This is a genomic window from Mesorhizobium sp. B2-1-1 (assembly GCF_006442975.2).
Classification (GTDB): Bacteria; Pseudomonadota; Alphaproteobacteria; order Rhizobiales; family Rhizobiaceae; genus Mesorhizobium.
Window position 1 is genome coordinate 3,053,985 of record NZ_CP083954.1, and the last position, 24,326, is coordinate 3,078,310.

Annotated in this window: 24 protein-coding genes and 1 pseudogene; 18 read left to right on the top strand and 7 right to left on the bottom strand. The window is 63.5% G+C overall.

Annotated elements, in window-relative coordinates; all coding sequences use genetic code 11:
* Positions 1–51: 51 nt before the first annotated feature.
* From ilvN to FJ972_RS15000, 8 genes are all read left to right on the top strand, one after another.
* A complete protein-coding gene (gene ilvN, locus FJ972_RS14965; RefSeq protein WP_023676680.1) occupies positions 52–624 on the top strand; it encodes an acetolactate synthase small subunit in 573 nt (190 codons plus the stop codon).
* Positions 625–733: 109 nt separating this feature from the next.
* Positions 734–1,330, top strand: a complete 597-nt coding sequence (locus FJ972_RS14970) for a LysE family translocator (RefSeq protein WP_140516483.1) — start codon at positions 734–736, stop codon at positions 1,328–1,330.
* A gap of 215 nt (positions 1,331–1,545) precedes the next feature.
* Positions 1,546–2,832 carry an efflux RND transporter periplasmic adaptor subunit gene (locus tag FJ972_RS14975; protein ID WP_140521169.1) on the top strand — a complete coding sequence of 429 codons (1,287 nt, stop codon included), beginning with the start codon at positions 1,546–1,548 and terminating at the stop codon, positions 2,830–2,832.
* Positions 2,829–5,990: an efflux RND transporter permease subunit gene (locus FJ972_RS14980; RefSeq protein ID WP_140521168.1), complete on the top strand. Its 3,162-nt coding sequence runs from the start codon at positions 2,829–2,831 to the stop codon at positions 5,988–5,990. The genes FJ972_RS14975 and FJ972_RS14980 overlap by 4 nt, the downstream gene beginning before the upstream one ends.
* A 73-nt stretch (positions 5,991–6,063) precedes the next feature.
* Positions 6,064–6,687 carry a nitrile hydratase subunit alpha gene (gene nthA / locus FJ972_RS14985; protein WP_140521167.1) on the top strand — a complete coding sequence of 208 codons (624 nt, stop codon included), beginning with the start codon at positions 6,064–6,066 and terminating at the stop codon, positions 6,685–6,687.
* Positions 6,684–7,343 (top strand): nitrile hydratase subunit beta, encoded by a 660-nt coding sequence (nthB, locus tag FJ972_RS14990; RefSeq protein ID WP_140521166.1) that lies wholly within the window; start codon positions 6,684–6,686, stop codon positions 7,341–7,343. The genes nthA and nthB overlap by 4 nt, the downstream gene beginning before the upstream one ends.
* Positions 7,330–7,692, top strand: coding sequence for a nitrile hydratase accessory protein (locus FJ972_RS14995; RefSeq protein ID WP_181168352.1), 363 nt, complete (start codon positions 7,330–7,332; stop codon positions 7,690–7,692). The genes nthB and FJ972_RS14995 overlap by 14 nt, the downstream gene beginning before the upstream one ends.
* Before the next feature lie 128 nt (positions 7,693–7,820).
* Positions 7,821–8,948, top strand: coding sequence for an ATP-dependent DNA helicase (locus FJ972_RS15000; RefSeq protein WP_140516474.1), 1,128 nt, complete (start codon positions 7,821–7,823; stop codon positions 8,946–8,948).
* Here FJ972_RS15000 and FJ972_RS15005 read toward each other — a convergent pair.
* Entirely contained in the window at positions 8,941–9,342 is a 402-nt protein-coding gene (locus FJ972_RS15005) for an STAS/SEC14 domain-containing protein (RefSeq protein WP_140521265.1), read from the bottom strand. The genes FJ972_RS15000 and FJ972_RS15005 overlap by 8 nt on opposite strands.
* Before the next feature lie 112 nt (positions 9,343–9,454).
* Here FJ972_RS15005 and FJ972_RS15010 point away from each other — a divergent pair, with 112 nt between their 5' ends.
* From FJ972_RS15010 to FJ972_RS15020, 3 genes are all read left to right on the top strand, one after another.
* Entirely contained in the window at positions 9,455–10,195 is a 741-nt protein-coding gene (locus tag FJ972_RS15010) for a pyridoxine 5'-phosphate synthase (RefSeq protein WP_140521165.1), read from the top strand.
* 103 nt (positions 10,196–10,298) lie between these two features.
* Positions 10,299–12,218 (top strand): potassium transporter Kup, encoded by a 1,920-nt coding sequence (locus tag FJ972_RS15015; RefSeq protein WP_140495382.1) that lies wholly within the window; start codon positions 10,299–10,301, stop codon positions 12,216–12,218.
* A 40-nt stretch (positions 12,219–12,258) separates the two neighbouring features.
* A complete protein-coding gene (locus FJ972_RS15020) occupies positions 12,259–13,299 on the top strand; it encodes an SDR family oxidoreductase (RefSeq protein WP_140521164.1) in 1,041 nt (346 codons plus the stop codon).
* A gap of 42 nt (positions 13,300–13,341) precedes the next feature.
* On the opposite strand, the gene FJ972_RS15025 is transcribed toward FJ972_RS15020, so the two are convergent.
* Complete coding sequence (locus tag FJ972_RS15025) at positions 13,342–14,235, bottom strand: SDR family oxidoreductase (RefSeq protein WP_140495386.1); 894 nt, start codon at positions 14,233–14,235, stop codon at positions 13,342–13,344.
* Between the two features lie 134 nt (positions 14,236–14,369).
* On the opposite strand from FJ972_RS15025, the gene FJ972_RS15030 reads away from it, so the two are divergent.
* Positions 14,370–14,780, top strand: coding sequence for a winged helix-turn-helix transcriptional regulator (locus FJ972_RS15030; RefSeq protein WP_140495388.1), 411 nt, complete (start codon positions 14,370–14,372; stop codon positions 14,778–14,780).
* A gap of 79 nt (positions 14,781–14,859) precedes the next feature.
* Here FJ972_RS15030 and FJ972_RS15035 read toward each other — a convergent pair whose 3' ends face one another.
* Complete coding sequence (locus tag FJ972_RS15035; RefSeq protein WP_140521163.1) at positions 14,860–15,597, bottom strand: glutathione S-transferase family protein; 738 nt, start codon at positions 15,595–15,597, stop codon at positions 14,860–14,862.
* Positions 15,598–15,697: 100 nt separating this feature from the next.
* Here FJ972_RS15035 and FJ972_RS15040 point away from each other — a divergent pair, with 100 nt between their 5' ends.
* From FJ972_RS15040 to ilvC, 3 genes are all read left to right on the top strand, one after another.
* A complete protein-coding gene (locus FJ972_RS15040; protein ID WP_140516702.1) occupies positions 15,698–16,156 on the top strand; it encodes a MarR family winged helix-turn-helix transcriptional regulator in 459 nt (152 codons plus the stop codon).
* A gap of 153 nt (positions 16,157–16,309) precedes the next feature.
* Complete coding sequence (locus FJ972_RS15045) at positions 16,310–16,960, top strand: TetR/AcrR family transcriptional regulator (RefSeq protein ID WP_263482980.1); 651 nt, start codon at positions 16,310–16,312, stop codon at positions 16,958–16,960.
* A gap of 25 nt (positions 16,961–16,985) precedes the next feature.
* Positions 16,986–18,005 (top strand): ketol-acid reductoisomerase, encoded by a 1,020-nt coding sequence (gene ilvC, locus FJ972_RS15050; protein WP_140495398.1) that lies wholly within the window; start codon positions 16,986–16,988, stop codon positions 18,003–18,005.
* 69 nt (positions 18,006–18,074) lie between these two features.
* Here the strand turns inward: ilvC and FJ972_RS15055 are convergent, their stop codons facing one another.
* Positions 18,075–18,644, bottom strand: coding sequence for a BA14K family protein (locus FJ972_RS15055; protein ID WP_140495400.1), 570 nt, complete (start codon positions 18,642–18,644; stop codon positions 18,075–18,077).
* Positions 18,645–18,832: 188 nt separating this feature from the next.
* On the opposite strand from FJ972_RS15055, the gene FJ972_RS15060 reads away from it, so the two are divergent.
* The 3 genes and pseudogenes from FJ972_RS15060 to FJ972_RS15070 form a co-directional block, all read left to right on the top strand.
* Positions 18,833–19,945: an endonuclease/exonuclease/phosphatase family protein gene (locus FJ972_RS15060; protein WP_140521162.1), complete on the top strand. Its 1,113-nt coding sequence runs from the start codon at positions 18,833–18,835 to the stop codon at positions 19,943–19,945.
* 3 nt (positions 19,946–19,948) lie between these two features.
* Entirely contained in the window at positions 19,949–20,665 is a 717-nt protein-coding gene (locus FJ972_RS15065; RefSeq protein WP_140516449.1) for a hypothetical protein, read from the top strand.
* A gap of 88 nt (positions 20,666–20,753) precedes the next feature.
* Positions 20,754–20,999 (top strand): annotated as a pseudogene (locus FJ972_RS15070) (PIN domain-containing protein); the annotation flags it as partial.
* 24 nt (positions 21,000–21,023) lie between these two features.
* On the opposite strand, the gene FJ972_RS15075 reads toward FJ972_RS15070, so the two are convergent.
* The 3 genes from FJ972_RS15075 to FJ972_RS15085 are packed head-to-tail and all read right to left on the bottom strand — an operon-like array spanning position 21,024 to position 24,248.
* A complete protein-coding gene (locus FJ972_RS15075; RefSeq protein ID WP_140521160.1) occupies positions 21,024–22,241 on the bottom strand; it encodes an ABC transporter permease in 1,218 nt (405 codons plus the stop codon).
* Between the two features lie 2 nt (positions 22,242–22,243).
* Positions 22,244–22,951: an ABC transporter ATP-binding protein gene (locus tag FJ972_RS15080; protein WP_140516445.1), complete on the bottom strand. Its 708-nt coding sequence runs from the start codon at positions 22,949–22,951 to the stop codon at positions 22,244–22,246.
* Between the two features lie 4 nt (positions 22,952–22,955).
* Positions 22,956–24,248 (bottom strand): efflux RND transporter periplasmic adaptor subunit, encoded by a 1,293-nt coding sequence (locus FJ972_RS15085; protein ID WP_140521159.1) that lies wholly within the window; start codon positions 24,246–24,248, stop codon positions 22,956–22,958.
* Between the last annotated feature and the right edge of the window lie 78 nt (positions 24,249–24,326).

Consider the following 24,326-nt stretch of genomic DNA (forward strand, 5'->3'; position numbering starts at 1 on the left):
CCGTGCGTAAACAGAGATTAGATCCAAGAGTTTGAAGTCGAGATTCACATCATGAACGCACAGCTACAACCGACCGGCTCCGCCTATTTCATCGCCAAGGAAACGGAAAAGCCCGAGAACCACACGCTTTCCGTGCTGGTCGACAACGAGCCGGGCGTGCTTGCCCGGGTCATCGGCCTGTTTTCCGGGCGCGGCTACAACATCGAGAGCCTGACAGTCTCGGAAACCGAGCATGAGAAACATCTGTCGCGCATCACCATCGTGACGCGCGGCACGCCGCATGTGCTGGAGCAGATCAAGCACCAGCTCGAGCGCATCGTGCCGGTCCACCGCGTCGTCGACCTCACCGTGCGCTCGCAGGAGTTCGGCCAGGAGCGGCCGCTGGAGCGGGAACTGGCGCTGGTCAAGGTCGCCGGCACCGGCGAGGCCCGCGTCGAGGCGCTGCGCCTGGCGGATGCCTTCCGCGCCAGCGTCATCGACGCCAACACCGAGCATTTCATCTTCGAGATCACCGGCAAGGGCTCCAAGCTCGACCAGTTCATCGCCATCATGAAGCCACTCGGCCTGGTCGAAATCTGCCGCACCGGCGTGGCGGCGATGAACCGTGGCCCGCAGGGGATGTAGCACCGGTAAGTTTCTCCACAGCGTGACGACGGGATCGGCCACCGGCCGAGGGTGGCATTTGTGCGGTCGTTGGAAGAGACAATAATACTGGCTTATCTGGGAGGATATCATGTCGCTCGACGCATTCCTCGCCTTGCTTGTCTACGCCTTCGTGACCTCGATCACGCCCGGGCCTAACAATCTGATGCTGCTCGCCTCAGGTGTGAATTTCGGCCTGGTGAGGAGCGTGCCGCATATGTTCGGCATCAGCATCGGGTTTCTTGTCTTGCTGCTGGCGGTCGGCCTTGGTCTTGGCGCCGTGCTGACGGCGTTCCCGGCGCTGCACACCGCGCTCAAGATCGCCGGCGCCGCCTATCTGCTCTACCTTGCCTGGAAAATCGCCATGTCACGCTCGCTCAGCGGCAAAGGCGAGACGAAGGCGCGGCCGATGCGTTTCATCGAGGCGGCGGCGTTCCAGTGGGTCAATGCCAAGGCCTGGGTGATGGCGATCACCGCCATGGCCGTCTACTCCAATCCGGAGCATCCGTTCCTGTCGGTGGCGCTGATCTCGGTGGCCTTCACCATCGTCAACCTGCCGAGCGTTTCAGTGTGGGCGGGATTCGGCACGGCGCTGCGCGGTTTCCTGTCCGATCCAGTGCGGCTGAAATGGTTCAACATCGCCATGGGCGTGTTGCTGGCCGCGACGCTTTGGCCGATGCTGCGGTGAGTTGTCCAGGTTCGCGATCCGCCTTTTGCACGCGATCATGGTGGCCAGCCCATCCATTGTGCAGTGCACATTAAATCTTCGTAATGCCGTGTTTTGGCCCTTTTCCGCCAAAGCCCTGTCCTATCTATTCGGCGAAATCGCGGCAGGGCGTCGTGATTTGAGCTAGAATACGACCACCTGGCTATGGCGTGTCGGACGGAGAGGGTCTTTTGTCGATGCGTGGAAAAGTCATTCTTTCATTGCTTGCGGTCGCCTGCGCAGGCGCGGCCTGGCTCTATCTGTCTCCCGATGCGCTGAGCAGGGCCCGGCAGATCATCGGTGTAAATCAGGTCGCGTCGGACAAGCCGGCGCCGGATAGCCAGGATCCGCAGGCAGGGGGCAAGCAGGCGGCTGGCGGCACTGGCGCCCGTTCGGCCTCGATCATCTCGGCCACGGCAACGACGGCCGATTTCCCGGTCCGGCGCTACGCCATCGGCTTCGTCTCCTCTCCCGCCGTGGTCAGCATCAACGCGCGCGTGTCCAGCCAGATCGTGTCGATCGACGTCAAGGACGGGCAGATGGTGAAAACCGGCGATCTCCTGTTTTCGCTGGATGACCGTGCCTTGAAGGCGCAGCTCGCCAAGGATCAGGCGACGCTCGCCAAGGATCAGGCGCTGCTTGCCAGTTCGAATTCCGATCTTCAGCGCGCCAAGGATCTTGTCGCCAAGCAGGCCGGTACGCAGCAGACCTACGACCAGGCCGTTGCCGCGCAGAAGGCGGCGGCAGCGACTGTCGATGCCGACAAGGCGACAATCGATGCAGACAATGTCCAGCTTGGCTTTGCCAGGATCACCGCGCCGATTTCCGGCAGGCTTGGCGCGGTCAACGTTGCCGTGGGCGATCTCGTGACCACGAGCAATGGCAGCAGCAGCACTTCGACCCCGCTCGTCACCATCACCCAGATGGATCCGCTGCAGGTGAACTTCAACCTGCCCGAAAGCAACCTTGCGCTGCTGCACAAGGCACTGGCAAAGCCACAGCAAGGGGCAGTGACCCTGACCCAGGACGGCGACCCGACACCCATTGGCAAGGGCACGCTCGATTTCGTCGATTCCAGCGTCGATACCGCTTCCGGCACCATCGCAACGCGAGCCAGCATACCCAACGCCGATCTGTCGCTGTGGCCGGGCCAATATGTGAATGTCGTGCTCGACGCGGGCATCATGCCGCAGATGACGTCCGTCCCCACGGTCGCGGTGCAGCCCAGCCAGAAGGGGCCGTTCGTCTATGTGGTCAAGCCTGACAACACAGTCGAAATGCGGCCGGTGCAAGTGGCGCTGACCGTGGGTCAGAGCGCCGCCATCAGCGATGGCCTGAAAAGCGGCGAGAAGGTTGTTATCGAAGGCCAGACGCGACTGAAGAACGGGGCTGCCGTGCACGAAGGCAAGGCATCCGCCGGATCCGGCGACCAGGCAGCACCCAAGATCGCGCAAGCGGACAAGGCCGGCGAGGCGGCCCAATGATCTCCGAGTTCTGCATTCGCAGGCCTGTCGCCACCCTCCTGATGTCGTTCGCCCTCGTTCTGGGCGGGCTGTTCGCCTACAAGTTCCTCCCGGTGGCCGCGCTGCCCAGTGCCGAATTCCCTGTCGTCAACGTCTCGGCTCAGCTACCCGGAGCCTCGCCGGAAACGATGGCAACGTCGGTGGCGACGCCGCTGATCAAGCAATTCGCCACCATTGCCGGCATCGACTCGATCTCGACCACCAACTCGCTCGGCCAGACCTCGATTGCCATCCAGTTCGTGCTCAACCGCGACATCGATGCCGCGGCCGCGGACGTGCAGGCAGCGATCGCGCGCACGCAAAGATCGCTGCCGCCCCAGATGACCTCGCCGCCGAGCTACCGCAAGGTCAATCCGGCCGACGCGCCGATCCTTTTGATGTCGCTGGTCAGCGATACGGTTCCGCTGACCGATCTCGATGCTTTCGCCGAAAACGTCATCTCGCCGTCGCTGTCGACCATCGACGGCGTGGCGCAGGTCTCCATCTTCGGCCAGCAGAAATATGCAGTCCGCATTCAGATCGATCCGACCGCGCTTGCCGCGCGCGGCATTTCGATCGACCAGCTGCAGGCGGCGATCGCATCCGCCAACTCCAACACCCCGCTGGGCGTTCTGAAGAACAACAAACAGCAGTTGACGATCACGGCCAATACGCAGCTGACCGACGCCGCCGGATTCTCCAACCTCATCATCGCCACCAAGAACGGTCATCCGGTGCGGCTGGGCGAGGTGACGCGCGTCGTTGATTCGGTGCAGACCACGACGACTGCGAGCTGGTATGACGGCACGCGCGCGATCATCATGGCGGTGCAGCGCCAGCCCGACGCCAACACTGTCGACGTCGTCGACAAGGTCAAGGCGATGCTGCCGTCCTTCCAGGACCAGATGCCGGCCGCCGCCCAGATCAAGCTGCTCAACGATCGTTCGACCTCGATCCGCCAGGCCGTGGACGACGTGCAGTTCACGCTGCTGTTGACCATCGCACTGGTGGTCATGGTGATCTTCGTGTTCCTGCGCCGCGTTACGGCGACCATCATCCCGGCCGTGGCGGTGCCGATCTCGTTGATCGCCACGCTCGGCGCGATGTTCCTGTTCGGCTTTTCCATCGACAACATTTCGCTGATGGGCCTGACGCTTGCGGTCGGCCTCGTCGTCGACGACGCCATCGTGATGCTGGAAAACATCTTCCGTCACATGGAGGAGGACGGATTGTCGGCTTTCGATGCGTCGCTGAAGGGCGCGCGCGAAATCGGCTTCACCATCATCTCGATTTCGATCTCGCTCGTGGCCGTGTTCATCCCGGTGCTTCTGATGGGCGGCGTGATCGGGCGCATCTTCAACGAGTTCGCCGTCGTGGTGACGGTCGCCATCCTGGCGTCAATGTTCGTGTCGCTGACGCTGACGCCGATGCTGTGCTCGCGGCTGCTGTCGGTGACCAAGGCCGACCGGGAGGCGCATGGCGATGGCCACAAGCGCGATTTCATCACCCGCGGCTACGACCGGATCCTGAGCTTCTGCCTGCGGCACACTTTCCCGGTGTTCCTGGTCTTCATAGGCACCGCGGCGGCGTCGGTGTGGCTGATCGAGGTCTCGCCGAAGGGCTTTTTCCCGCAGGAGGATATCGGCCAGATATCGGTGACGACCATTGCGCGCCAGGACATCTCGTTCGACGCCATGGCAAAGCTGCAGGGGCAGGTGGCCAGCGTGTTCTCGCATTCGCCCTATGTCGACCATGTTGCGTGGTCGGCGGGCAGCGGCAACAATGCGCTCAACCAGGGGCAGCTTTTCGTCCAGCTCAAGGGCAAGGACCAGCGGCCCAATATCGAGAAGGTGCTTGCCGATCTGCGCAAGCAACTGGCCGGCGTCGCAGGCATCGAGACCTACATGCAGCCTGTGCAGAATCTGAGGCTGGGTTCGCGCTCGTCTGCCAGCGCCTACCAGCTCGTGGTTCAGGGCCTCGACACCGGCCAGACAGACATCTGGGCGCAGAAACTGAATGACGCGATGGCGGCCGATCATGCGACCTTCACCGACGTCACCAGCGATTTGCAGAACAATGCGCTGCAGGCGACGCTGGTGGTGGATCGCGACAAGGCGGCCCAGCTCGGCATCGACACCGACACGCTGCGCTCGGCGCTTTATGGCGGGTTCGGCACCGACCAGGTTTCGACGATCTTCGGCTCCGCCGACAGCTACGAAGTCATCACCGAGCTCGATCCCAAGATCGAGTGGTCCCCGGAGCGGATGCTGGCCATCCAGATGCGGACGGCGAGCGGCTCGCTGGTTCCGCTTGGCGCCTTCGCCCGGGTCGATCGCACGGCGGGCGCCTTGACGGTCAACCAGCTCGGCCAGCTTCCGGCCGTGACGATCTCCTACAATCTGCCGCAAGGCGTGGCGCTCGGCGACAGCGTGAGCCGCATCAACGCGCTCAAAGAGCAGATCGGCATGCCGGAGACGATCTCGACCAGCTTTGCCGGCACGGCCAAGACCTTCCAGGACTCGCTCGCCAACCAGGGCCTGCTGATCGGCGGCGCGATCCTGACCATCTATATCGTTCTCGGCATTCTCTATGAGAGCTTCATCCACCCGCTCACGATCCTCACAGGCTTGCCATCGGCTGTGCTGGGGGCGGTTGTCGCCTTGCGCTTCGCGGGCATGGACCTGTCCGTCATCGCGGTGATCGGCATCCTGATGCTGATCGGCATCGTCAAGAAGAACGGCATCATGATGGTCGACGTCGCGCTCGAATTGCGACGAGAGGGCATGTCGGCCACCGAGTCCATCCACAAGGCCTGCCTGATGCGGTTCCGGCCGATCATGATGACGACCCTGGCCGCCTTGATGGGCACGTTCCCGATCGCGCTCGGCACGGGCGCCAGCGCGGAGCTGCGCCAGCCGCTGGGCGTCGCCGTTGTCGGCGGTCTGCTCGCCTCGCAGGCGCTGACGCTGTTCGTCACACCGGTAATCTATGTCTACATGGAAAATTTCTCGGGCTGGCTGGTCGGGCTGATGCCGAAGCGCAAGCCCGAATTGCATCTGGTCGAAGCGGGGGATCAGCCTTCGCTGTTCGACGATGATGACGAAATCCGAGGCGAGCCGCAAAAGACGGCCGCGGAGTAGTGTATCCGCGTCGCGCCCACTGGCCCAAGTCGTCATGCTTGCGGCCGGCGGATCGCAGCCGTAGTTTGTGGCCATGTCCCACGATCATGACCACGACAACGAACTCGATCCGTTTGCCGCTCGCGTGCGCGCGCTGGAAACCATTCTCACCCGCAAGGGATTGATCGATCCGGCCGCGATCGATGTCATCGTCGATACCTACGAGACCAAGATCGGTCCGCGCAACGGCGCGAGGGTGGTGGCCAAGGCCTGGAGCGATCCCGCTTTTGCCGACTGGCTGAAGCGCGATGCGACGGCGGCGATCGGGTCGCTGGGCTACACCGGCCGGCAAGGCGAGCACATGCAGACGGTGTTCAACACCGAAGAGACGCACAATCTCGTCGTCTGCACGCTGTGCTCCTGTTATCCATGGTCGGTGCTCGGCCTGCCGCCGGTCTGGTACAAGGCGCCGCCATACCGCTCGCGCGCGGTCATCGATCCGCGCGGCGTGCTTGAGGAATTCGGGCTGACGCTGCCGGCCTCAACAAAGATACGCGTCTGGGATTCGACGGCGGAGTTGCGCTATCTCGTCGTCCCGATGCGGCCTCAAGGAACCGATGGCTGGAGCGAGGAGCGCTTGTCCGAATTGGTAAGCCGCGATGCCATGATCGGCACCGCGCTGGCCCAAAAAACGGAACAAACGGGGGAGCCGGCATGAACGGCCCGCAGGATCTCGGTGGACAGATGGGATTCGGACCGGTGGCGCCGGAACGGGACGAGCCGTATTTTCATGCCGACTGGGAGCGGCGGGCGCTCGGCGTGACGCTCACCGCCGGCGGAATGGGCGCCTGGAATATCGATGAGAGTCGGCATGCGCGGGAATCGCTGCATCCGGCCGACTATTATGCCTCCAGCTACTACCAGATCTGGATCAAGGCGCTGGAAACCCTGCTCAAGCGCCATGGTTTCGTCAGCGAGCGTGATCTCAAGGCAGGCGAGGCGATCGATGCGGCGGCGACGCCCAAAAGAGTGCTGAAGGCCGATGACGTTCCGGCCGTGCTGGCCAAGGGCGCTCCGTGCAACCGGCCGGTCGAAACGGCGCCGCGGTTCAGGGCCGGCGACCGCGTGCGGACCAGGAATTTCAATCCGACCGGCCACACCAGGCTGCCGCGCTACGCGCGTGGCAAGCATGGGAGGATCGAAGCGGTGCGCGACGGCTTTGTATTCCCGGACACCAACGCGCATGGGCAGGGCGAGAACCCGCAATGGGTCTATACGGTGGTTTTCGACGGAGCCGAGATCTGGGGCGACGGGGCCGATCCGACGCTGACCGTGTCCATCGATGCCTGGGAGAACTATCTTGAACCGGCCTGAGGCGAACGGGCCTGCCGGTCTGCCCGCCGGCCTCGATGCGCCCGTCTTCGCCGAGCCCTGGCAGGCCGAAGCCTTCGCGATGACGGTGGCGCTGCACGACAAGGGCCTGTTTTCGTGGAGCGAGTGGGCGCAGGCACTGTCGGCCGAAGTGAAGAAACCCGGCGCCGGGGCTGACGGCCATGACTATTACGAACATTGGTTGGCAGCGCTGGAAACGCTGCTGGCGTCGAAAGGATTGGCCGCCAAGCCCGATGTCGATGCGATGGCACGGGCCTGGGAGCGCGCCGCGCATGCCACGCCGCACGGCAAGCCGATCCTGCTGGAGAACGATCCGCACGCCGTCAGGTGATCGTGCGGACACGCCGCCCGTTCCCTTTACGTTCCCGTCCTCGCCTGATAACCTTGTTTGCCGCCGGCTGCCTCGATGGCGGTGGCCGCCATCTTGTCTTTCCCTTGCGAATCCGGTCACACGATCAGATGGAATTTTCACCCCAACAGGACGAGGCGCTGCAGGCGGTCGCGCGCTGGCTCAAGGCCGGCAAGCCGCAATTGTTCCGGCTGTTCGGCTATGCCGGCACCGGCAAGACGACGCTGGCGCGCTATTTCGCCGAACATGTCGACGGCCAGGTGCAGTTCGCCGCCTTCACCGGCAAGGCGGCGCAGGTGCTGCGCTCCAAGGGCGCGGTCAATGCCCGCACCATCCATTCGCTGATCTACAGGCCCAAGGGGGAGGAATCGGTCGAAGACGAGGTGACTGGCAAGACGTCGATGTCGCCGACTTTTTCGCTCAACCGGCAGAGCCCGATCTCGCGTGCGAAACTGGTCATCATCGACGAATGCTCGATGGTCGACGAGCAGCTTGGCCGTGACCTCTTGAGCTTTGGCACGCCGATCCTGGTGCTGGGCGATCCCGGCCAGTTGCCGCCGATCTCGGGCGGTGGCTTCTTCACCGACCACGAGCCGGATTTCCTGCTCACCGAAATCCACCGGCAGGCGCGCGACAATCCGATCCTGCGGCTGGCGCTCGACGTGCGCGAGGGGCGCGAATTCATGCGCGGCGACTACGGCACGGCGCAGGTGATCGGCAAGGAAGACGTCAACCAGGACCTAGTGCTGAGGGCGGACCAGGTGCTGGTCGGCACCAACCGCACGCGCCGCCGCTACAACCAGCGCCTGCGCGAGCTCAAGGGGTTCAATGCCGACTATCCGCAGGCCGGCGACAAGCTGGTGTGCCTGCGCAACGACCCGGCCAAGGGCCTGCTCAACGGTTCGCTGTGGAAGGTGATGACCTCGTCGCGCGAGACGGTGAAACCTGGCATCAACCTCCTGGTGTCGCCCGAAGAGGATGATCCGGACCGCGGTGTCGCCAAGATCAAGCTGCTCAAGGCGGCGTTCGAGGATCCCGACGCCGATATCCCGTGGCAGCAGAAGAAGCGGTTCGATGATTTCGACTATGGCTATGCGCTGACCGTGCACAAGGCGCAGGGGTCTCAGTGGAACGAGATCGTGCTGTTCGACGAAAGCTGGGCGTTCAAGGAAACGCGCCAGCGCTGGCTTTACACCGCGATCACCCGGGCGGCCGAACGGTTGACGATCGTCAGGTAGCGGAGCCCAGTTGCCTGGCGCCGAGCCATTGCCAGGCATCGGCCTCGTCTTTGAAATGCCTGAGTTCGACCGGCGGCGGGGTAGGGAGGAAGTCTCGCGCCTGCGCCGTCCAGTCCGGCTCGCCGATCGCGGCACAACGGCCGATATGCTCTGCGGCCTGGACCGCGCCCTGTCGCAGCGTCTCGTCCGATATGTCGCTCCAGTCGACGCCGTCATGATCGATCACGCGCACCAGCACATCGATTCGCGGGTGAAGCGCGTAAGCCGCTTCGAGCAGGCCGAACAGGTTTTCCGCGTCGGCCGCCGAGACATGGCCGACGATATCGATGGCGAAGAGATCCTCACGGTCCGTATCGATGCGCCGGATTGCCGGCACGGCTTCGAGGAAATTCAAGGGATCGTATCCTTTCACAAACGTCATCCGATCTTCTGGAACACCGGAAACCCCCTATCTGTTCCAGTCAAAGGCGGTATAGATGCGCCGAAATCGAGCAGGATCCGAAGCCATGCCCGCAAAGCTTTCCGTCAATCTCAACGCCATCGCCATGCTGCGCAACCGGCGCGACCTGCCGTGGCCCGATGTGATCACGCTTGGCCGCATCGCGCTTGCGGCGGGAGCGCATGGGCTGACGGTGCATCCTCGCCCGGACGAGCGCCATACCCGCCGTTCAGACCTGCCTGAGATCAGGGCCTTGATCGACGATGAGTTCCCGCGGGCCGAATTCAACATCGAGGGCCATCCGACCGAGGATTTCCTGGCTCTCGTGGAAAAGCATCAACCGGAACAGGTGACCCTGGTGCCTGACGATCCCTCCCAGGCAACCTCGGACCATGGCTGGAACTTCATCGCCGATGCAGCGTTCCTGACACCGATCGTGAGACGCCTGAAGAAGGGCGGTTTCCGGGTCTCGTTGTTCTCCGATGCGGATCCTGCCGGCATAAACGCCGCGCGCGATACCGGCGCCGACCGTATCGAGCTTTACACGGGACCTTATGGCAGTTGCCATGCCGATTCCGCCAAGGCGGCCAAGGAGCTGGAAAGACTGGGAAAAACCGCCGATGCGGCCTTTGTCGCGGGCCTTGAGGTCAATGCCGGGCACGATCTGACGGTGAGCAACCTGCCGGCCCTGGCGCGACGCGTTCCGGCATTGGCCGAAGTGTCGATCGGACATGGGTTGACAGCCGACGCGTTGGAGTATGGCATGGCCGGCACGGTGGGCCGATTTCTCAGGGCTTGCGGGTGGTAATGGTGGCAGCCTCGCGTGCAAAGCATGGCAGCCATAACGCGACGGTACTTGATATTGCATCGCAGCAAGCGTAGAGCACCGCCCGCTTATCGGAGTGTCGTTCATGGCCCTTGCCAACACTGGTAGTGAGGCAGAAACCGTCGAACAATCGAGCCATCCTGAGATCGAGCAGCACAGCACCAAGGTGTTGATGCTCGGCGCGCTCGGCGTTGTTTACGGCGATATCGGCACCAGCCCGATCTACGCGTTCCGCGAGGCGCTGGTGGCGTCGTCGGGCGGCGAAGTGGCCGACCGTGGCGACATTCTTGGCGTTCTCTCGCTGATCATCTGGTCACTGACGATCATCGTCACCATCAAATACATCATGTTCGTGCTGCGCGCCAACAACCGCGGCGAAGGCGGCGTGCTGTCGTTGATGGCATTGGCGCGCGGCAGTTTCCCGAAGCGCTCGGCGATCATCCTGGGCATCGGTATCGTCGGCGCCTCGCTGTTCTTCGGCGACGCCGTCATAACCCCGGCAATTTCGGTGCTCTCGGCGGTCGAGGGCATGAATGTCGTCACGCCGACCTTCCAGCCTTATGTCGTGCCGCTGACACTGGTCATCCTGGCGGTTCTGTTTTCGGTGCAGCGCTTCGGCACCGGCGGCGTGGCGCTGATCTTCGGCCCGATCACCGCGGTCTGGTTCCTGGCTATCGGCCTGTCCGGCCTCAACCATATCATCGCCGATCCGGAAATCCTGTGGGCGATCAGCCCGCACTATATCGTCGCCTTCCTGATCAATTCGCCCGATGTCGCCTTCGTCACCATCGGCGCCATCTTCCTTGCGGTCACCGGCGCCGAAGCGCTTTATGCCGATCTCGGCCATTTCGGCCGCAAGCCGATCGTGCTCGCCTGGCTGGCGATCGTGTTCCCTTGCCTGCTGCTCAACTATGCCGGCCAGGGCGCCTTCGTGCTGGCCAAGAACGGCGTGGTCGGACATCCCTTCTTCGAAATGAACGAAGGCTGGACGCTGATCCCGATGGTGGTGCTGGCGACCGCCGCGACGGTCATCGCCAGCCAGGCGGTGATTTCAGGCGCATTCTCGCTGACCAGGCAGGCGGTGCAGCTCAACATGCTGCCACGGCTGGAAATCCTGCACACGTCGGAAAAACAGTCCGGCCAGATCTACATGCCGCGCGTCAACCTGTTGCTGGCGCTGGTGGTGATGATGCTGGTGGTGGGCTTCGGCGAATCCAGCAGGCTGGCTTCGGCATACGGCATCTCGGTGACCGGCAACATGCTGGTGACCACCGTGCTGCTGTTTGTCGTCATGACCCGCATCTGGAAATGGCGGCTGTGGGTGGCTGTCGCGATGACAGCCTTGTTCGGTTTCATCGATGTCGGGTTCTTTGCTTCCAACATCGTCAAGGTGTTCGAAGGCGGCTGGGCCTCGCTGGCGGTGGCCTTCACCATCGTTCTGGCGATGTGGACCTGGGTGCGCGGCAGCCGTTATCTCTTCGACAAGACCCGCCGCAACGAGATCCCGCTCGATTTCCTGGCCGGCAATCTGTTGAAGAAAAAGCCGCAACTGGTATCCGGCACCGCGGTGTTCCTGACCAGCGATCCGCTCAGCGCGCCGACCGCGCTGATGCACAGCCTGAAGCACTACAAGGTGCTGCACGAGCAGAATGTGATCCTCTCGGTGGTGACCGCGCCGCAGCCGGTGGTGCCCGACAGCGACCGGGTCAAGATGGAGACGGTCAACGAGCTGTTCATGCGGGTGACGCTGACCTTCGGCTATATGGAGCAGCCCAACATCCCGCGCGCGCTGGCGATCTGCCGCAAGCAAGGCTGGAAGTTCGACATCATGACGACCTCCTTCTTCCTGTCCCGGCGCTCGCTGAAAGCCTCGCCCAATTCCGGCATGCCGGTGTGGCAAGACCGGCTGTTCATCGGGCTGGCGCGCACGGCGGCCGACGCCACTGAATATTTCCAGATACCGACCGGCCGTGTGGTAGAGATCGGCACGCAGGTGGCGATCTGACGGTCTCGATCGCCTTGGGCTGACGCTTCGGGGGACGGGCATGAGCGGCGAATTGGTGCTTGTCACCGGCGGATCTGGCTTTCTCGGCGCTCACTGTATCCTTGAATTGCTGAAGGCTGGCTACCGCGTGCGCACGACTGTGCGCTCGGCCAGGCGGCAAGCCGATGTCCTGGCCATGCTCAAGGCAGGTGGCGTCGAGCCGGATGACAGGCTCTCCTTTACAATCGCCGATCTCATGAGCGATGCCGGCTGGCCGCTAGCCGCTGCGGGCTGCGACTATGTCCTGCATGTCGCCTCGCCGTTCCCGCCCGGCGTGCCCAAGCATGATGACGAGCTGATCATTCCGGCCCGTGAAGGCGCGTTGCGGGTGCTGCGGGCGGCACGAGATGCCGGTGTCAGACGCGTCGTGCTGACGTCCTCCTTCGCGGCTGTCGGCTACGGCAAGATGCCGCCCGACGGCCGTCCGTTCACCGAGGAGAGCTGGACCGATCCGATGGGAAGGGTCAGCGCCTATGTGAAGTCGAAGACGCTCGCCGAGCGCGCGGCCTGGGATTTTATCGCCGCCGAGGCGGGCGGGTTGGAGCTTGCTGCCGTCAACCCCGTCGGCATCTTCGGGCCTGTGCTTGGCCCGGACCATTCGACCTCCACCGAATTTGTCCAACGCATGATGAATGGCGCCATGCCGGGGCTGCCGCGCCTGTCCTTCGGCGTCGTCGATGCACGCGACGTGGCGGACCTGCATATCCGCGCCATGACCGATCCAGCTGCCAACGGCGAGCGCTTCTTGGCGGTGGCCGGCGATTTCATGACCGTGCGGGAAATCGCGCAAACCTTGAGAAAGCGGCTCGGTAACGCGGCGAAGCGCGTTTCGACCAGAGAGCTTCCCGATTGGCTGGTGCGCATGGTGGGACTGTTCAATCCGGAAGTCGCGCAGCTCGTGCCTGAGCTGGGCAAGGTCAAGAATGCCACCAATGCCAAGGCGGTTCGCATGCTCGGCTGGAAGTCGCGTTCGCGCGAAGACGCGCTGGCTGCGACCGGAGAGAGCCTTATTCGGCACGGCCTGATCAAAACATCGAAGTAGGGGCGGCGGGAAGTCGAGAACAGACTTCCCGCCGCGTGGATTTCAACCTGCCAGGGCAGCCTTGTTCGCCTCGAGGAATTGTCTCAACGTCCTTGGCGTCCTGCCGGAAAGCATCTCGATCGCGTCCGTCACCATGGCGATGCGGCCGGCACGCGTGTTGACGTCGAAGGAAACGATGACGCCGGCAAAATCCTCGGGAACGCCTGATGCCTTTACCCCTTCGGTCAGGACATCATCCGAAACCTGCACGACATCGAGCGGCTTGCCGGTGACTTCGCTGACAAGGGCGGCGATCTCTGCCGTCGTGTACGCTTGCGGGCCAGTCAGCGTGTAGGTTTTGTTGTCGGTCGAGCCGGAAGCGAGACCGGCGGCGATCGCCGCTGCCATGTCGTCGCGCGCGCCATGGGCGATGCGGCCTTCGCCGGCGGACGTGTACCAGTGCCCCGAGGCGATCGCGTGCGGCAGCGCCATGAACAGGTTCTCCTGGTACCAGCCGTTGCGGAAGATCGTGTAGGGGATGCCGCTCGCCTTGATTGCCTGCTCGGTGCTGTAGTGGTCACCGGCAAACAGGACCGGCGACACCGGTTCCGGGTTGGGCATCGAGGTATAGAGCAGGTGCGAGACGCCGGCGTTTTTGGCCGCCGCGACGGCATTCTCGTGCTGCTTCAGGCGCTTGCCGCTTTTGAGATCGAGATCGCCGGTCGAAATGATCAGCGCCTTGTCGGCGCCCTTGAATGCGGTTTCCAGCGAAATGGCGTCGTTGAAGTCTGCGGCCCTGACAACGACGCCGCGCACCGCCAAATCTGCCAGGCTTTCGGGATTGCGCGTGATAGCGATGATCTTTGCAGGCGGAGTTTTATGCGCGTCCAGGAGATAGCGGATGACGCCGCGGCCAAGCTGGCCGGAGGCGCCGGTGACGAGAAGGGTTTCGGTCATCGGAGATCCTGATTTGTGCCGAAGCGGCGGGTGCTCTAGTGGTCTCAGAAAGAGACCAGCACTAAAATAGGAATTGACCTGTCGCCGTAAAGAAGGCAGTTTTTCGGGAGGTAGGCACACCCAGGGAACCAGCGATGGACGGCAAGGTCACCAATCTGAAATCGAAGCTGGAGACCTACAAAGCGATGAGCGGGGGCGGTAATTTTGCCGATTGTCCGGTTCGCAATGTCATCCAGGGCGTCAGCGGCAAATGGAGATCGCTGCTGGTGATGGCGCTGGCTGAAAGGCCGTATCGTTTCGGCGAGTTGCGGCGGCTGGTGCCTGACATTTCGCAGCGCATGCTGACCCAGACACTGCACGATTTGCAACGCGACGGTTATGTGCATCGTGAAGTGTTCCCGACCAAACCACCGAGCGTTGAATACAGCCTGACCGATCTCGGGCGCTCGATGTTCGGCGCCTTTCATCAACTGATCCTATGGGCCGAACTCAACCATGATGCGGTGCGCGAAGCGCGTGCGGATTTTGATGCCGCCCAGGCATAAGCCGCGTGGTGGCGCCGCGACGCCGCGCATTCGCCGCAGTTCCTGGCCTCGATGGTGGCCGGCACGGTGGTCGATCCGTTCAGCCGAACTGGGCTGGCGGAAGCGCGCTGGCCCGATCGTTCTTGCGAATGACCGTCGAAAGATACGATCCCTTCGCCCGCAGGAAGGCATGCAGGCGCAGTGGATAGTCCTGCGCCACGGCATGCTTGACGGACGGGCGTCCACTCAATGCCTGGCGCCAGGCCTGGACGAGCGGTTTGCCGTCCAGAATGCCGAAATCGCCGATCCGGTCGAAGGTATCGATGTAGCGGAAGACAGGGCCGTAGACTGCGTCGACGAGCGAAAAGCGCCCGCCTTCGAACCATGGTCCAGTCCGGCCGGCTTCGCCCGCCAATTCGGTCTCCACACGATCGAACATTTCCGACAGCGTCCGAGACTCGGCAAGGAATCCTGCCTCGGTCGACGCCGAATAGAACCGGCCGACGGCGTTGAGGATGGCTGAGCCATACTCGATCCAGGCACGATGCCGGGCACGGGCATAGGGGTCGGCCGGGTGGAGGGGATTGGCCTCAGTTTCTTCGAGGAATTCGAGGATGACGGCGGATTCGAAGATCACCGTCTCATCGTTCCCCCGCTGCACGCGCAGCAGCGGCACCTTGCCGAGCGGCGAGACCGCCTTGAACCAGTCAGGCTTGTTGGCGAGGTCGATGTCGACGCGCTCGAACGGCACGCCTTTCTCGGTCAGCGAGATCGCCGCACGCTGGACATAGGGGCAAAGGGGATGGCTGACGAGAATGAGGGTGCTGGCATGCTTCATCGGATTTGCCTCTCAATATCGATGCATTCGCATCTATCTAGATGCAAATGCATTGGTCGTCAAGCTTGATGCAATTGCATCTATCTCTTATGATGCCGTCATGATCGAGACAGCCATGCCATCGCCGGAGGCCATCAAGACCTGGGCACGCCTGATGCGGGTATCACGCCAGCTGGTGGAACGTGCCGAAGACGCGCTGAAGGAAGGCGGCCTGCCGCCGCTTGCCTGGTATGACGTGCTGCACGAACTCGCTGAGGCGGGCGAGGGCGGCTTGCGGCCGTTCCAGCTGATCGAACGAACCCTGTTCGCGCAGTATAATATTTCGCGGCTGCTGGCCCGACTTGAAGCCGATGGGTTTGTCGAGAAGCTGCCGGTGGCTGATGACGGCCGCGGCCAAACCGTCCGCATCACGGCCAAGGGACGAGAGACGCGCCGCCGTATGTGGGCCGTCTATGGCAGGTCGATCGCGGAGCTGGTTGGCGACAAGCTCTCGCCGCAAGAACTGAACACGGTATCGGCCTTGCTCGGGCGGTTGCGCGATCCGCCAGCCGGCGACTGAACATACGCGTTGCGCGGCTGCGGGGACACGGGGAAGACATTTCGTCATTTTGGCCTTGCGCCGATCTTCGGATTGCGCAATATGCCGAACCGTAACGTACGGTACTAAGCTCGGGCGATCTACGGCTCTACCATCAAACGGGAACAGAGCGTGTTGCAGGCAAATGCCGATATCGACAACGGCGAAGCGCTGACGGAGCGTCAGAAGGCGGTCCTGGATGCAGCGCTCCGCCTGCTGGTCGAAGAGGGCGACAATCTGACCATGACCGCAGTGGCGCGGCGGGCGAGCTGCTCCAAGGAAACGCTCTACAAATGGTTCGGCGACCGCGACGGACTGCTGACGGCGACGGTGCAATGGCAGGCCTCGAAGGTGCGGGTGACGGCGGTCGACGGCAGGGGGCTCGACCTTGCGTCGTTGGCCGCGAGCCTGGAGCGATTTGCTTCCGACTGGCTGAAGGTCATTTCCAGCGACACTTCGATCGCACTCAACCGGGTGGCGGTCGGCCATGCCGGTTCGGGCAAGGATGATCTTGGCGCGGTGGTGCTGGAGAACGGGCGCTTTGCCCTCGCCAAGCGCCTGAAGCCGGTGCTGGAGGCCGGCCGCCAGGCCGGGCTGCTCGATTTCTCGGACGCCGAGACGGCGTTCCGTACGTTTTTCGGGCTGGTCGCCCGCGACGTGCAGATCCGTCTCTTGCTTGGCGACCGGCTGGAATTGACTGAGGCGGCGATCGGCGGTGATGCCGTCCGCGCGACGCAGCAGTTTCTCGCTCTTTTCGGAGCAAAAACCGGGCCGCAAGGCCTCTGATCTTCAAACGGGAAGGAAGACAAAAATGCGCGTCTATTACGATCGTGATGCCGATCTCAACCTGATCAAGGGCAAGAAGGTCGCCATCATCGGCTATGGCAGCCAGGGCCGGGCGCATGCGCTCAACCTCAAGGATTCCGGCGCCAAGGAGATCGCCATCGGCCTCAAGGCCGGATCGGCGACCGCCAAGAAGGTCGAGGCCGACGGGCTCAAGGTGATGAGCGTGGCCGACGCCGCCAAATGGGCCGACCTGATGATGATGGCGACGCCCGACGAATTGCAGGCCGACATCTACAAAAACGAGATCGCGCCGAACATCCGCGACGGCGCGGCAATCGCCTTCGCGCATGGCCTCAACGTGCATTTCGGCCTGATCGAGCCGAAGTCGACGGTCGACGTCGTCATGATCGCGCCGAAGGGGCCCGGCCATACGGTGCGCGGCGAATACCAGAAGGGCGGCGGCGTGCCGTGCCTGGTCGCCGTCAACCAGGATGCTTCGGGCAATGCGCTCGACCTCGCGCTCTCCTACGCCTGCGGCGTCGGCGGCGGCCGTTCGGGTATCATCGAGACCAATTTCCGCGAGGAATGCGAGACCGATCTGTTCGGCGAGCAGGTCGTGCTGTGCGGCGGCCTGGTGGAGCTGATCCGCGCCGGGTTCGAGACGCTGGTGGAAGCCGGCTATGCGCCCGAAATGGCCTATTTCGAGTGCCTGCACGAGGTCAAGCTGATTGTCGACCTGATCTATGAAGGCGGCATCGCCAACATGAATTACTCGATCTCGAACACCGCCGAATGGGGCGAATATGTCTCGGGGCCGCGCATCATCACCGCCGAGACAAAGGCCGAGATGAAGCGGGTGCTGAAGGATATCCAGACCGGCAAGTTCACCTCGGAGTGGATGCAGGAATACCGTGCCGGCCTGTCGCGTTTCAAGGGCATCCGCCGCAACAACGACAGCCATCAGATCGAGGAAGTCGGCGCCAAGCTGCGCGCGATGATGCCGTGGATCTCCAAGAACAAGCTGGTCGACAAGGCGAAGAACTGAGCGATCCACGCTCCAAAAGAAACGGCGCCGCGCGGCGCCGTTTTTTATTGCAGGATTGTGCGGCCTGGCTCAGCGATAGGGCGAGTAGCACTGCTGGCGTGGGCCGTTATAGGGCTGGAAGGTGTTGTCGTAAGCGCGATACGAGCGGTATCTGTTGTAGCACCACCGGACATGGGCGCTCGACAGCCGGCCGGCGCGATAGTAGCGGCGCGGCGGTGCATCGTAGTAATTGTAGTTGTTGTACATGCTGCCGAGGCCGAGCCCCAAGCCAAGCCCCAGGATCGCGGCGCCGGCGCTGTCATCATAGTAGCGGCCGCGATAATGGTGGCGGCGCCAACGCCAATCATCGCCGCCGTTCCAGTGACGACCGCTCCAGTGACGGCCGCCCCAATCGCCGCGGTTCCAATTGCCGTGGTTCCACCCGCCCGACCGGCGCCATCTCCAGTCGTTGTTGAAGCTCCGGTTGTTGCCGCCGGCCCAGCTGTCACGCACAGGCGTGACCGTCGGCGCCGCGGTGCTGGCTGGGATCGACAGCTCCGGCTGAAGGATTGGTCCGGCAGCGGATGGTGCCGTGATGCCGGAGAAGATACCGAGCGCTATCAGCCCGGATTTGACTGTGGAAGAAAAGAGCGCGTTCATTGCACTTCTCCAAGAGAACAGGCCCCACGCCGACCCTGGGATGGGCCCACTGTGGGTCTTTGCGTCTGAACGGCGGATGAACGGAAAGGTTCCCTCAACCATGGCGCGAGGCGCGCCAGGATCAATCGATTCCAGCTGGTGGTTGCCCGGCCTTGTTTTCTGCCGCGCTTGCGGGCAAAGGTCATGATATGTCGCTGCGTCTTGCAACCTTCAATGTCGAGAACCTGATGAACAGGTTCGATTTCTCCGGATACCGCAACCAGCTCAACGAGGACCGGACGCTGGCTCTCTTCGATATCCAGAGCGAGGCCGAGTACAAGATGCTGGAGCAGGCCCGCGCCATCGCGCAGTCGGACGACATGCGGCAGCTGACGGCGCTGGCCATAGCGGCCACGCGCGCGGATATCATCTGCATGCAGGAGGTCGACAATATCGAAGCCCTCAAGGCGTTCGAATATGGCTATCTTTTCAAGATGGTGGGGCAGGGCTACCGCCAGAAGTACACCGCTGCCGGCAATGATTCGCGCGGCATCGACGTCGCCGTGATGATGCGCAGCGAGACCGCGCAGGGCCAGCCCATCGAATTCGTGCGCATGACCAGCCACGCCTATGTGACCTATGAACAGTTCGGGCTGCACACGCCGGAGCTGGCGGCGCTCGGCAACCAGCCCAATGAACGTATCTTCCGGCGCGACTGCCTGGAAGTGGACATTACCGTTGGCGGTTCGCCGCTGACACTCTATCTCGTGCACTTCAAGTCGATGGGCTCGCCCCGCAACGGGCTCGACGGGCGTGAAGCGACGATGCCGGTCCGCATCGCGGAGGCGCAGGCGGTGCGCCGGATCATCGAGGAGCGCTTCGGGGCGGATCATGCAGCCGACAAGCGCTGGGCGATCTGCGGCGACATGAACGATTACCGCCAGCGCGTGAAGATCGCCGGCGACGAATTCGACGGCTATCGTTTCGAGGTGGTCGACGAGAACCTGTCCTGCATCAACGTGCTGACGGCCGGCGGTTTTTGCGAAAACGTGGTCGAGAGGCGGCCGGAAATGAACCGCTGGACCTTCTACCACACGCGTGGGCCGCAAGAGCGGCATTTGTGCCAGCTCGATTATATCCTGCTGTCCAAGGGATTGGCGGCTAAGAACGCCACCGCCGTCCCGGACATCATCCGCAACGGCCAGCCCTGGCGCACGATCTTTCCTGCCGGCCAGGAAGTGGAGCGCTTTCCGCGCGCCGGCTGGGACCGGCCCAAGGCATCGGACCATTGTCCGGTGGCGATCACGCTGGACATGGCCTGAGCCGTGAGCTTCGACCTGCCGCGCAACGTTATTTTGCCGGTCGACGCCGTCGATGTCCGGCTCGACCCTGGCCCGCATCCTTTTTCGCTGGATAATGCCGAGGCGATCGCCGCGAACTGGCAGCATGAGATCGCGGCCAACCCCGCGCTCTTCGACGGCCCCGTGGTGCTGCTCTCGCGACTGGCCTGGCGCGACAATCGCCTCGTCGGCCGGTGCCACGCGGTCAACTACTCCACGTTCATGCTTTGGCGTAAACGGCGCGAGAATTCCGGCGCCGAGCACGCCTATGCCCATGCCATGCTTGTGGCCGGCGACAATGCGCTGGTGGCGATTCGCATGGCCGCCCACACCGTTACTGCCGGCCGCGTCTATTTCGCCGCCGGTTCCTTCGAACCGGCCGATTTTCGCGATGGCCTCGTCGATGTCGATTTCAATATGATCCGCGAGGTGCGGGAAGAAACCGGCCTCGACATTTCAGGCGCCGCACGCGGCCTGCATTACCATGCCCTGTCGACGGAAAGCGGCACGGTGATCTTCCGCCGCTACCGGGTTCCCGAGCCCGCCGAGGAGATCGCGCGGCGCATCTCGGCCTTCGTCGCAACCGAGGCCGAACCGGAGATCGTCGGTCCGGTCATCATCCGCCACGCCGCCGACCTGCCGCACGGGCTGATGCCGCACATGAAGCCGCTGATCGAGTGGCATTTTGCGAACGCGGACTAAACCTTACCTTCCGTGCTGATCGCCAATGCCGGCATACGAAGGTCTGAGTGGCTGCCTGCAACCCCAAACATCGGGTGCGTGCGCGGACAATCGTCTCGATCAGGATGTGTTGCCACTGTTTGCAGGCCGCATTCTGCCTTTCGACCTCGACGCGTCGCGCGCCTATGCCGACCTCATGGTAAAGGCGAGAGCCTCAGGAAAGGCGATCGGCAATGCGGATGGCTACATCGCAGCCACGGCCGCAGCAAACGGTCTTACGGTCGCCACCCGCGACACCAGTCCATTCGCGGCCGCCGGATTGAATACGATTAATCCCTGGGAAACAGCGTCGTAGCCGCGCCTTTGCTTTCCAATCGCCTTATTCATGCCGCAGCGCGTCGATCGGGTCGAGCCTGGCGCCGCGCAGCGCCGGGAAGAAGCCGAAGACCATGCCGATCAGCGCGGAAAAGCCGACGGCGAGCAGGATGACTGCCGGGCTCGGCGCAAAGGGAATGGCCAGCGTCGCCGAGGCGAGACCGGCCAGCGAGAGCCCGATCAGGATGCCGATGATGCCGCCGAGCAGCGACAGCACCGTCGCCTCGACCAGGAACTGGATGAGGATGTGCTTTTCATGCGCGCCGATGGCGAGCCTGATGCCGATCTCGCGGGTGCGCTCGGTGACCGACACCAGCATGATGTTCATGATGCCGATGCCGCCGACCAGCAGGCTGACGCCGGCGACCGCGCCCAGCATGCCGGTCATGGTGGTGGTGGCGCTGGCCATGGCATCGGCGATCTGGGTCATGTCGCGGATCGCGAAATCGCTTTCGCGGTCGGGCGTGAGGCGTCTGGCGTCGCGCAGAATATCCTCGACGCGCGGCTGCAGCTCGCTGGTCGGGGTGCGGTCGTCGGCGGCGACGTAGATGTTGTCGATGTTGCGGTTGCCCGCAATGCGCCGCTGATAGGCATGCAGCGGCATCAACACGACATTGTCCTGGTCCTGGCCGAAGCCGGTATAGCCCTTCGGCTCGAGCAGACCGATGATCTTGCAGGAGGTGCGGTTGACGCGGATGATTTCGCCCTCCGGGTCGCCGGCACCGAAGAACTGCTGGCGCACCGTCTCACCGATCAGGCATACGCCGGTGCCCGAGCGGGTCTCGGACTCACTGAACGAACGGCCTGAGACCAGTTTCCAGTCGCGAGCATCGAGATAGGCACTGTCGGTGCCGGTGACGCCGGAGGTCAGGCTCTCGGTACCGAAGATGACGCGGACCTGCTTCTGCGAGGCCGGCGAAATGGCGCGTGCGCCTGTCAGATGGGCAATGAGCGCGGCAAGATCCTTTTCGGTGAGCGGACGGACGACCTGGTCGAGCCCGCCCGGGCCGCCGGGACCGGCCGGGCGGCCGGAGCGCACAACCAGAAGATTGCTGCCGAGCTTGGCGATGTCGTCCTTGACCTTGGCGGTGGTGCCGGCGCCAATGGTGAGCATGGCGATGACCGCGGCGACGCCGATGACGATGCCGAGCAAGGTCAGGAACGAGCGCAGCATGTTGCGGCGGATCGAGCGCAAGGAGAGGCGGACGGTTTCCCAGAGCATTGTCAGGCCACCTCGACGGTCATGGTGTCGGAGGCGACATGGCCGTCGAGGAAGCGCACCGTGCGCTCGGCATATTCGGCGACGTCGGCCTCGTGGGTGACCATGGTGATGGTCAGGCCAAGCTCCTTGTTCAGTTGCGTCAGCAACTCCATGATCTCGTGCGTGCGGGCAGTGTCGAGATTGCCGGTCGGTTCGTCGGCGACGAGCAGCGTCGGCCTCGTGACAATGGCGCGCGCGATCGCCACGCGCTGTTGCTGGCCGCCGGAAAGCTCGGCCGGAGTGTGATGCTCGCGACCGACAAGGCCGACTTGCGCCAGCGCCTGCATGGCAAGATCGCGGCGCTCGCGGCTGGCCACGCCGCGATAGATCAGCGGCAGTTCGACATTTTCCGCCGCCGTGGTGCGCGCCAGCAGATTATAGCCCTGGAAGACGAAGCCGACATAGAGGTTGCGCAGCATGGCGCGGCGGTTGCGGTCGAGCCGGCCGGCATCGACGCCCATGAAGGAATAGGTGCCGGCGGTCGGCGTGTCGAGGCAGCCGATGATGTTCATCGCCGTCGATTTGCCGGAGCCGGACGGGCCCATGATGGCGACGAATTCGCCGCGCCGGATCGCCAGGTCGACGCCGGCCAGCGCGTGCACCTTGGCTTCGCCATGGCCGTAGCTCTTCCAGACCTTGTCGAAGGTGATGAGGGGGGCGCCCATCGCCACGAAGTCAGCTCCGCTGCTGCGAGGCCGTGATGACCTGCGCCCCCTCTGACAGGCCCGAGGTGATCTCGGTCAGCTCGCCGTCGGTCGAGCCGATCCTGACGTTGACCGGATGCGGACGGCCTTTCTCCAGCACGTAGAGCATGCGTGAGCCGTCGGTCGGCGGCGCTGCCGCCTGGCGCTGGCGATTGCCGCCGGGACGTCCCATGCGGCCGGTGAACAGGTCGCTCAGGCTCCAGCCGCGGGCGGCCTGCTGCGCAGGACGATAGCGGAAGGCGGAGGAGGGGACGGTCAGCACGTCCTTGGCCTGCCGGGTGACGACCGAAACAGTGGCCGTCATGCCGGGGCGCAGCAACAGCTCGTTGTTGTCGACCTCGAGCCGCGCATTGTAGGTGACGACGCCGTCGGTGGTGACCGAGGCGTAGGAGATGTCGCGGATCTCGGCGTCGAACGGCCGCTCCGGGAAGGCATCCACGGTGAAGCGGGCATGCTGGCCCGGCTTCACCGCGCCAATATCGGCTTCGTCGACCGCCGCCACCAGTTCCATGTTCCTGAGATCGGCGGCGATGATGAACAGCACCGGCGCCTGCAAGGAGGAGGCGACCGTCTGGCCGGGGTCGACAGAGCGCGTCAGCACGATGCCGTCGATCGGCGCATAGATGGTGCTGTTGGCAAGGTCGGTCTGCTGCGATTTCAGGTCGGCGTTGGCGATGGCGAGATTGGCCTCGGCGCTATCGAGCGCTGCCTTCGAACGGTCGCGGGTCGCGGTCGCCGCTTCGAGCGACTGGTCGGTGGCCATGCCGCGCTTGGTGAGGGCGGCGGCGCGCACGAGCGCGCTCTCATTCTCGGCCAGCGTCACGGTGGCGTCCGCGACATTGGCGGCGGCCGCCTTGGCGGATGCCTCGGCGCGTTCGATCTGCACCTGCAGCTTGGCGGTGTCGAGCGCGGCCAGCACATCGCCCTTCTTGACCTGCTGGTTCTCGTTGACCGAGACTGAACGAATGATGCCCGAGAGCTGGCTGGAAATGTCGACCTGGGTGAGGGGCTGCAAGATGCCGGTCGCCGAAACCTCGACAGTGAGGTCGGCCTTGGCGGCGGGCGCCGTCGTATAGTCGATCTTGACCGGCGAGCCGGCATACCACTGGTAGCCGGCAAAAGCCGCGACAAGGACGATCAGCGCCAGCAGCGCATAGAGCCAGCCGCGGCGGCGATTCTTGCGCCGCCCCGTCTGGTCGAGCCCGAGCGCGGTCTCGATGGCGGAATCCGATTCCGTCTTTGGCAGATTGACAATCTGGTCCACGCCGGACCCCCTGAAGCGCAATAAGTCCCTATGAGTGCACAGATCAGTGCTAATGGTTCGAATATCAAATTAAATTTC

Coding starts and splice junctions, on each gene's coding strand:
- ilvN (WP_023676680.1), top strand. CDS start 52: ATGAACGCACAGCTACAACCGACCGGCTCCGCCTATTTCATCGCCAAG.
- FJ972_RS14970 (WP_140516483.1), top strand. CDS start 734: ATGTCGCTCGACGCATTCCTCGCCTTGCTTGTCTACGCCTTCGTGACC.
- FJ972_RS14975 (WP_140521169.1), top strand. CDS start 1,546: ATGCGTGGAAAAGTCATTCTTTCATTGCTTGCGGTCGCCTGCGCAGGC.
- FJ972_RS14980 (WP_140521168.1), top strand. CDS start 2,829: ATGATCTCCGAGTTCTGCATTCGCAGGCCTGTCGCCACCCTCCTGATG.
- nthA (WP_140521167.1), top strand. CDS start 6,064: ATGTCCCACGATCATGACCACGACAACGAACTCGATCCGTTTGCCGCT.
- nthB (WP_140521166.1), top strand. CDS start 6,684: ATGAACGGCCCGCAGGATCTCGGTGGACAGATGGGATTCGGACCGGTG.
- FJ972_RS15000 (WP_140516474.1), top strand. CDS start 7,821: ATGGAATTTTCACCCCAACAGGACGAGGCGCTGCAGGCGGTCGCGCGC.
- FJ972_RS15010 (WP_140521165.1), top strand. CDS start 9,455: ATGCCCGCAAAGCTTTCCGTCAATCTCAACGCCATCGCCATGCTGCGC.
- FJ972_RS15015 (WP_140495382.1), top strand. CDS start 10,299: ATGGCCCTTGCCAACACTGGTAGTGAGGCAGAAACCGTCGAACAATCG.
- FJ972_RS15020 (WP_140521164.1), top strand. CDS start 12,259: ATGAGCGGCGAATTGGTGCTTGTCACCGGCGGATCTGGCTTTCTCGGC.
- FJ972_RS15025 (WP_140495386.1), bottom strand. CDS start 14,235: ATGACCGAAACCCTTCTCGTCACCGGCGCCTCCGGCCAGCTTGGCCGC.
- FJ972_RS15030 (WP_140495388.1), top strand. CDS start 14,370: ATGGACGGCAAGGTCACCAATCTGAAATCGAAGCTGGAGACCTACAAA.
- FJ972_RS15035 (WP_140521163.1), bottom strand. CDS start 15,597: ATGAAGCATGCCAGCACCCTCATTCTCGTCAGCCATCCCCTTTGCCCC.
- FJ972_RS15040 (WP_140516702.1), top strand. CDS start 15,698: ATGATCGAGACAGCCATGCCATCGCCGGAGGCCATCAAGACCTGGGCA.
- ilvC (WP_140495398.1), top strand. CDS start 16,986: ATGCGCGTCTATTACGATCGTGATGCCGATCTCAACCTGATCAAGGGC.
- FJ972_RS15055 (WP_140495400.1), bottom strand. CDS start 18,644: ATGAACGCGCTCTTTTCTTCCACAGTCAAATCCGGGCTGATAGCGCTC.
- FJ972_RS15060 (WP_140521162.1), top strand. CDS start 18,833: ATGTCGCTGCGTCTTGCAACCTTCAATGTCGAGAACCTGATGAACAGG.
- FJ972_RS15075 (WP_140521160.1), bottom strand. CDS start 22,241: ATGCTCTGGGAAACCGTCCGCCTCTCCTTGCGCTCGATCCGCCGCAAC.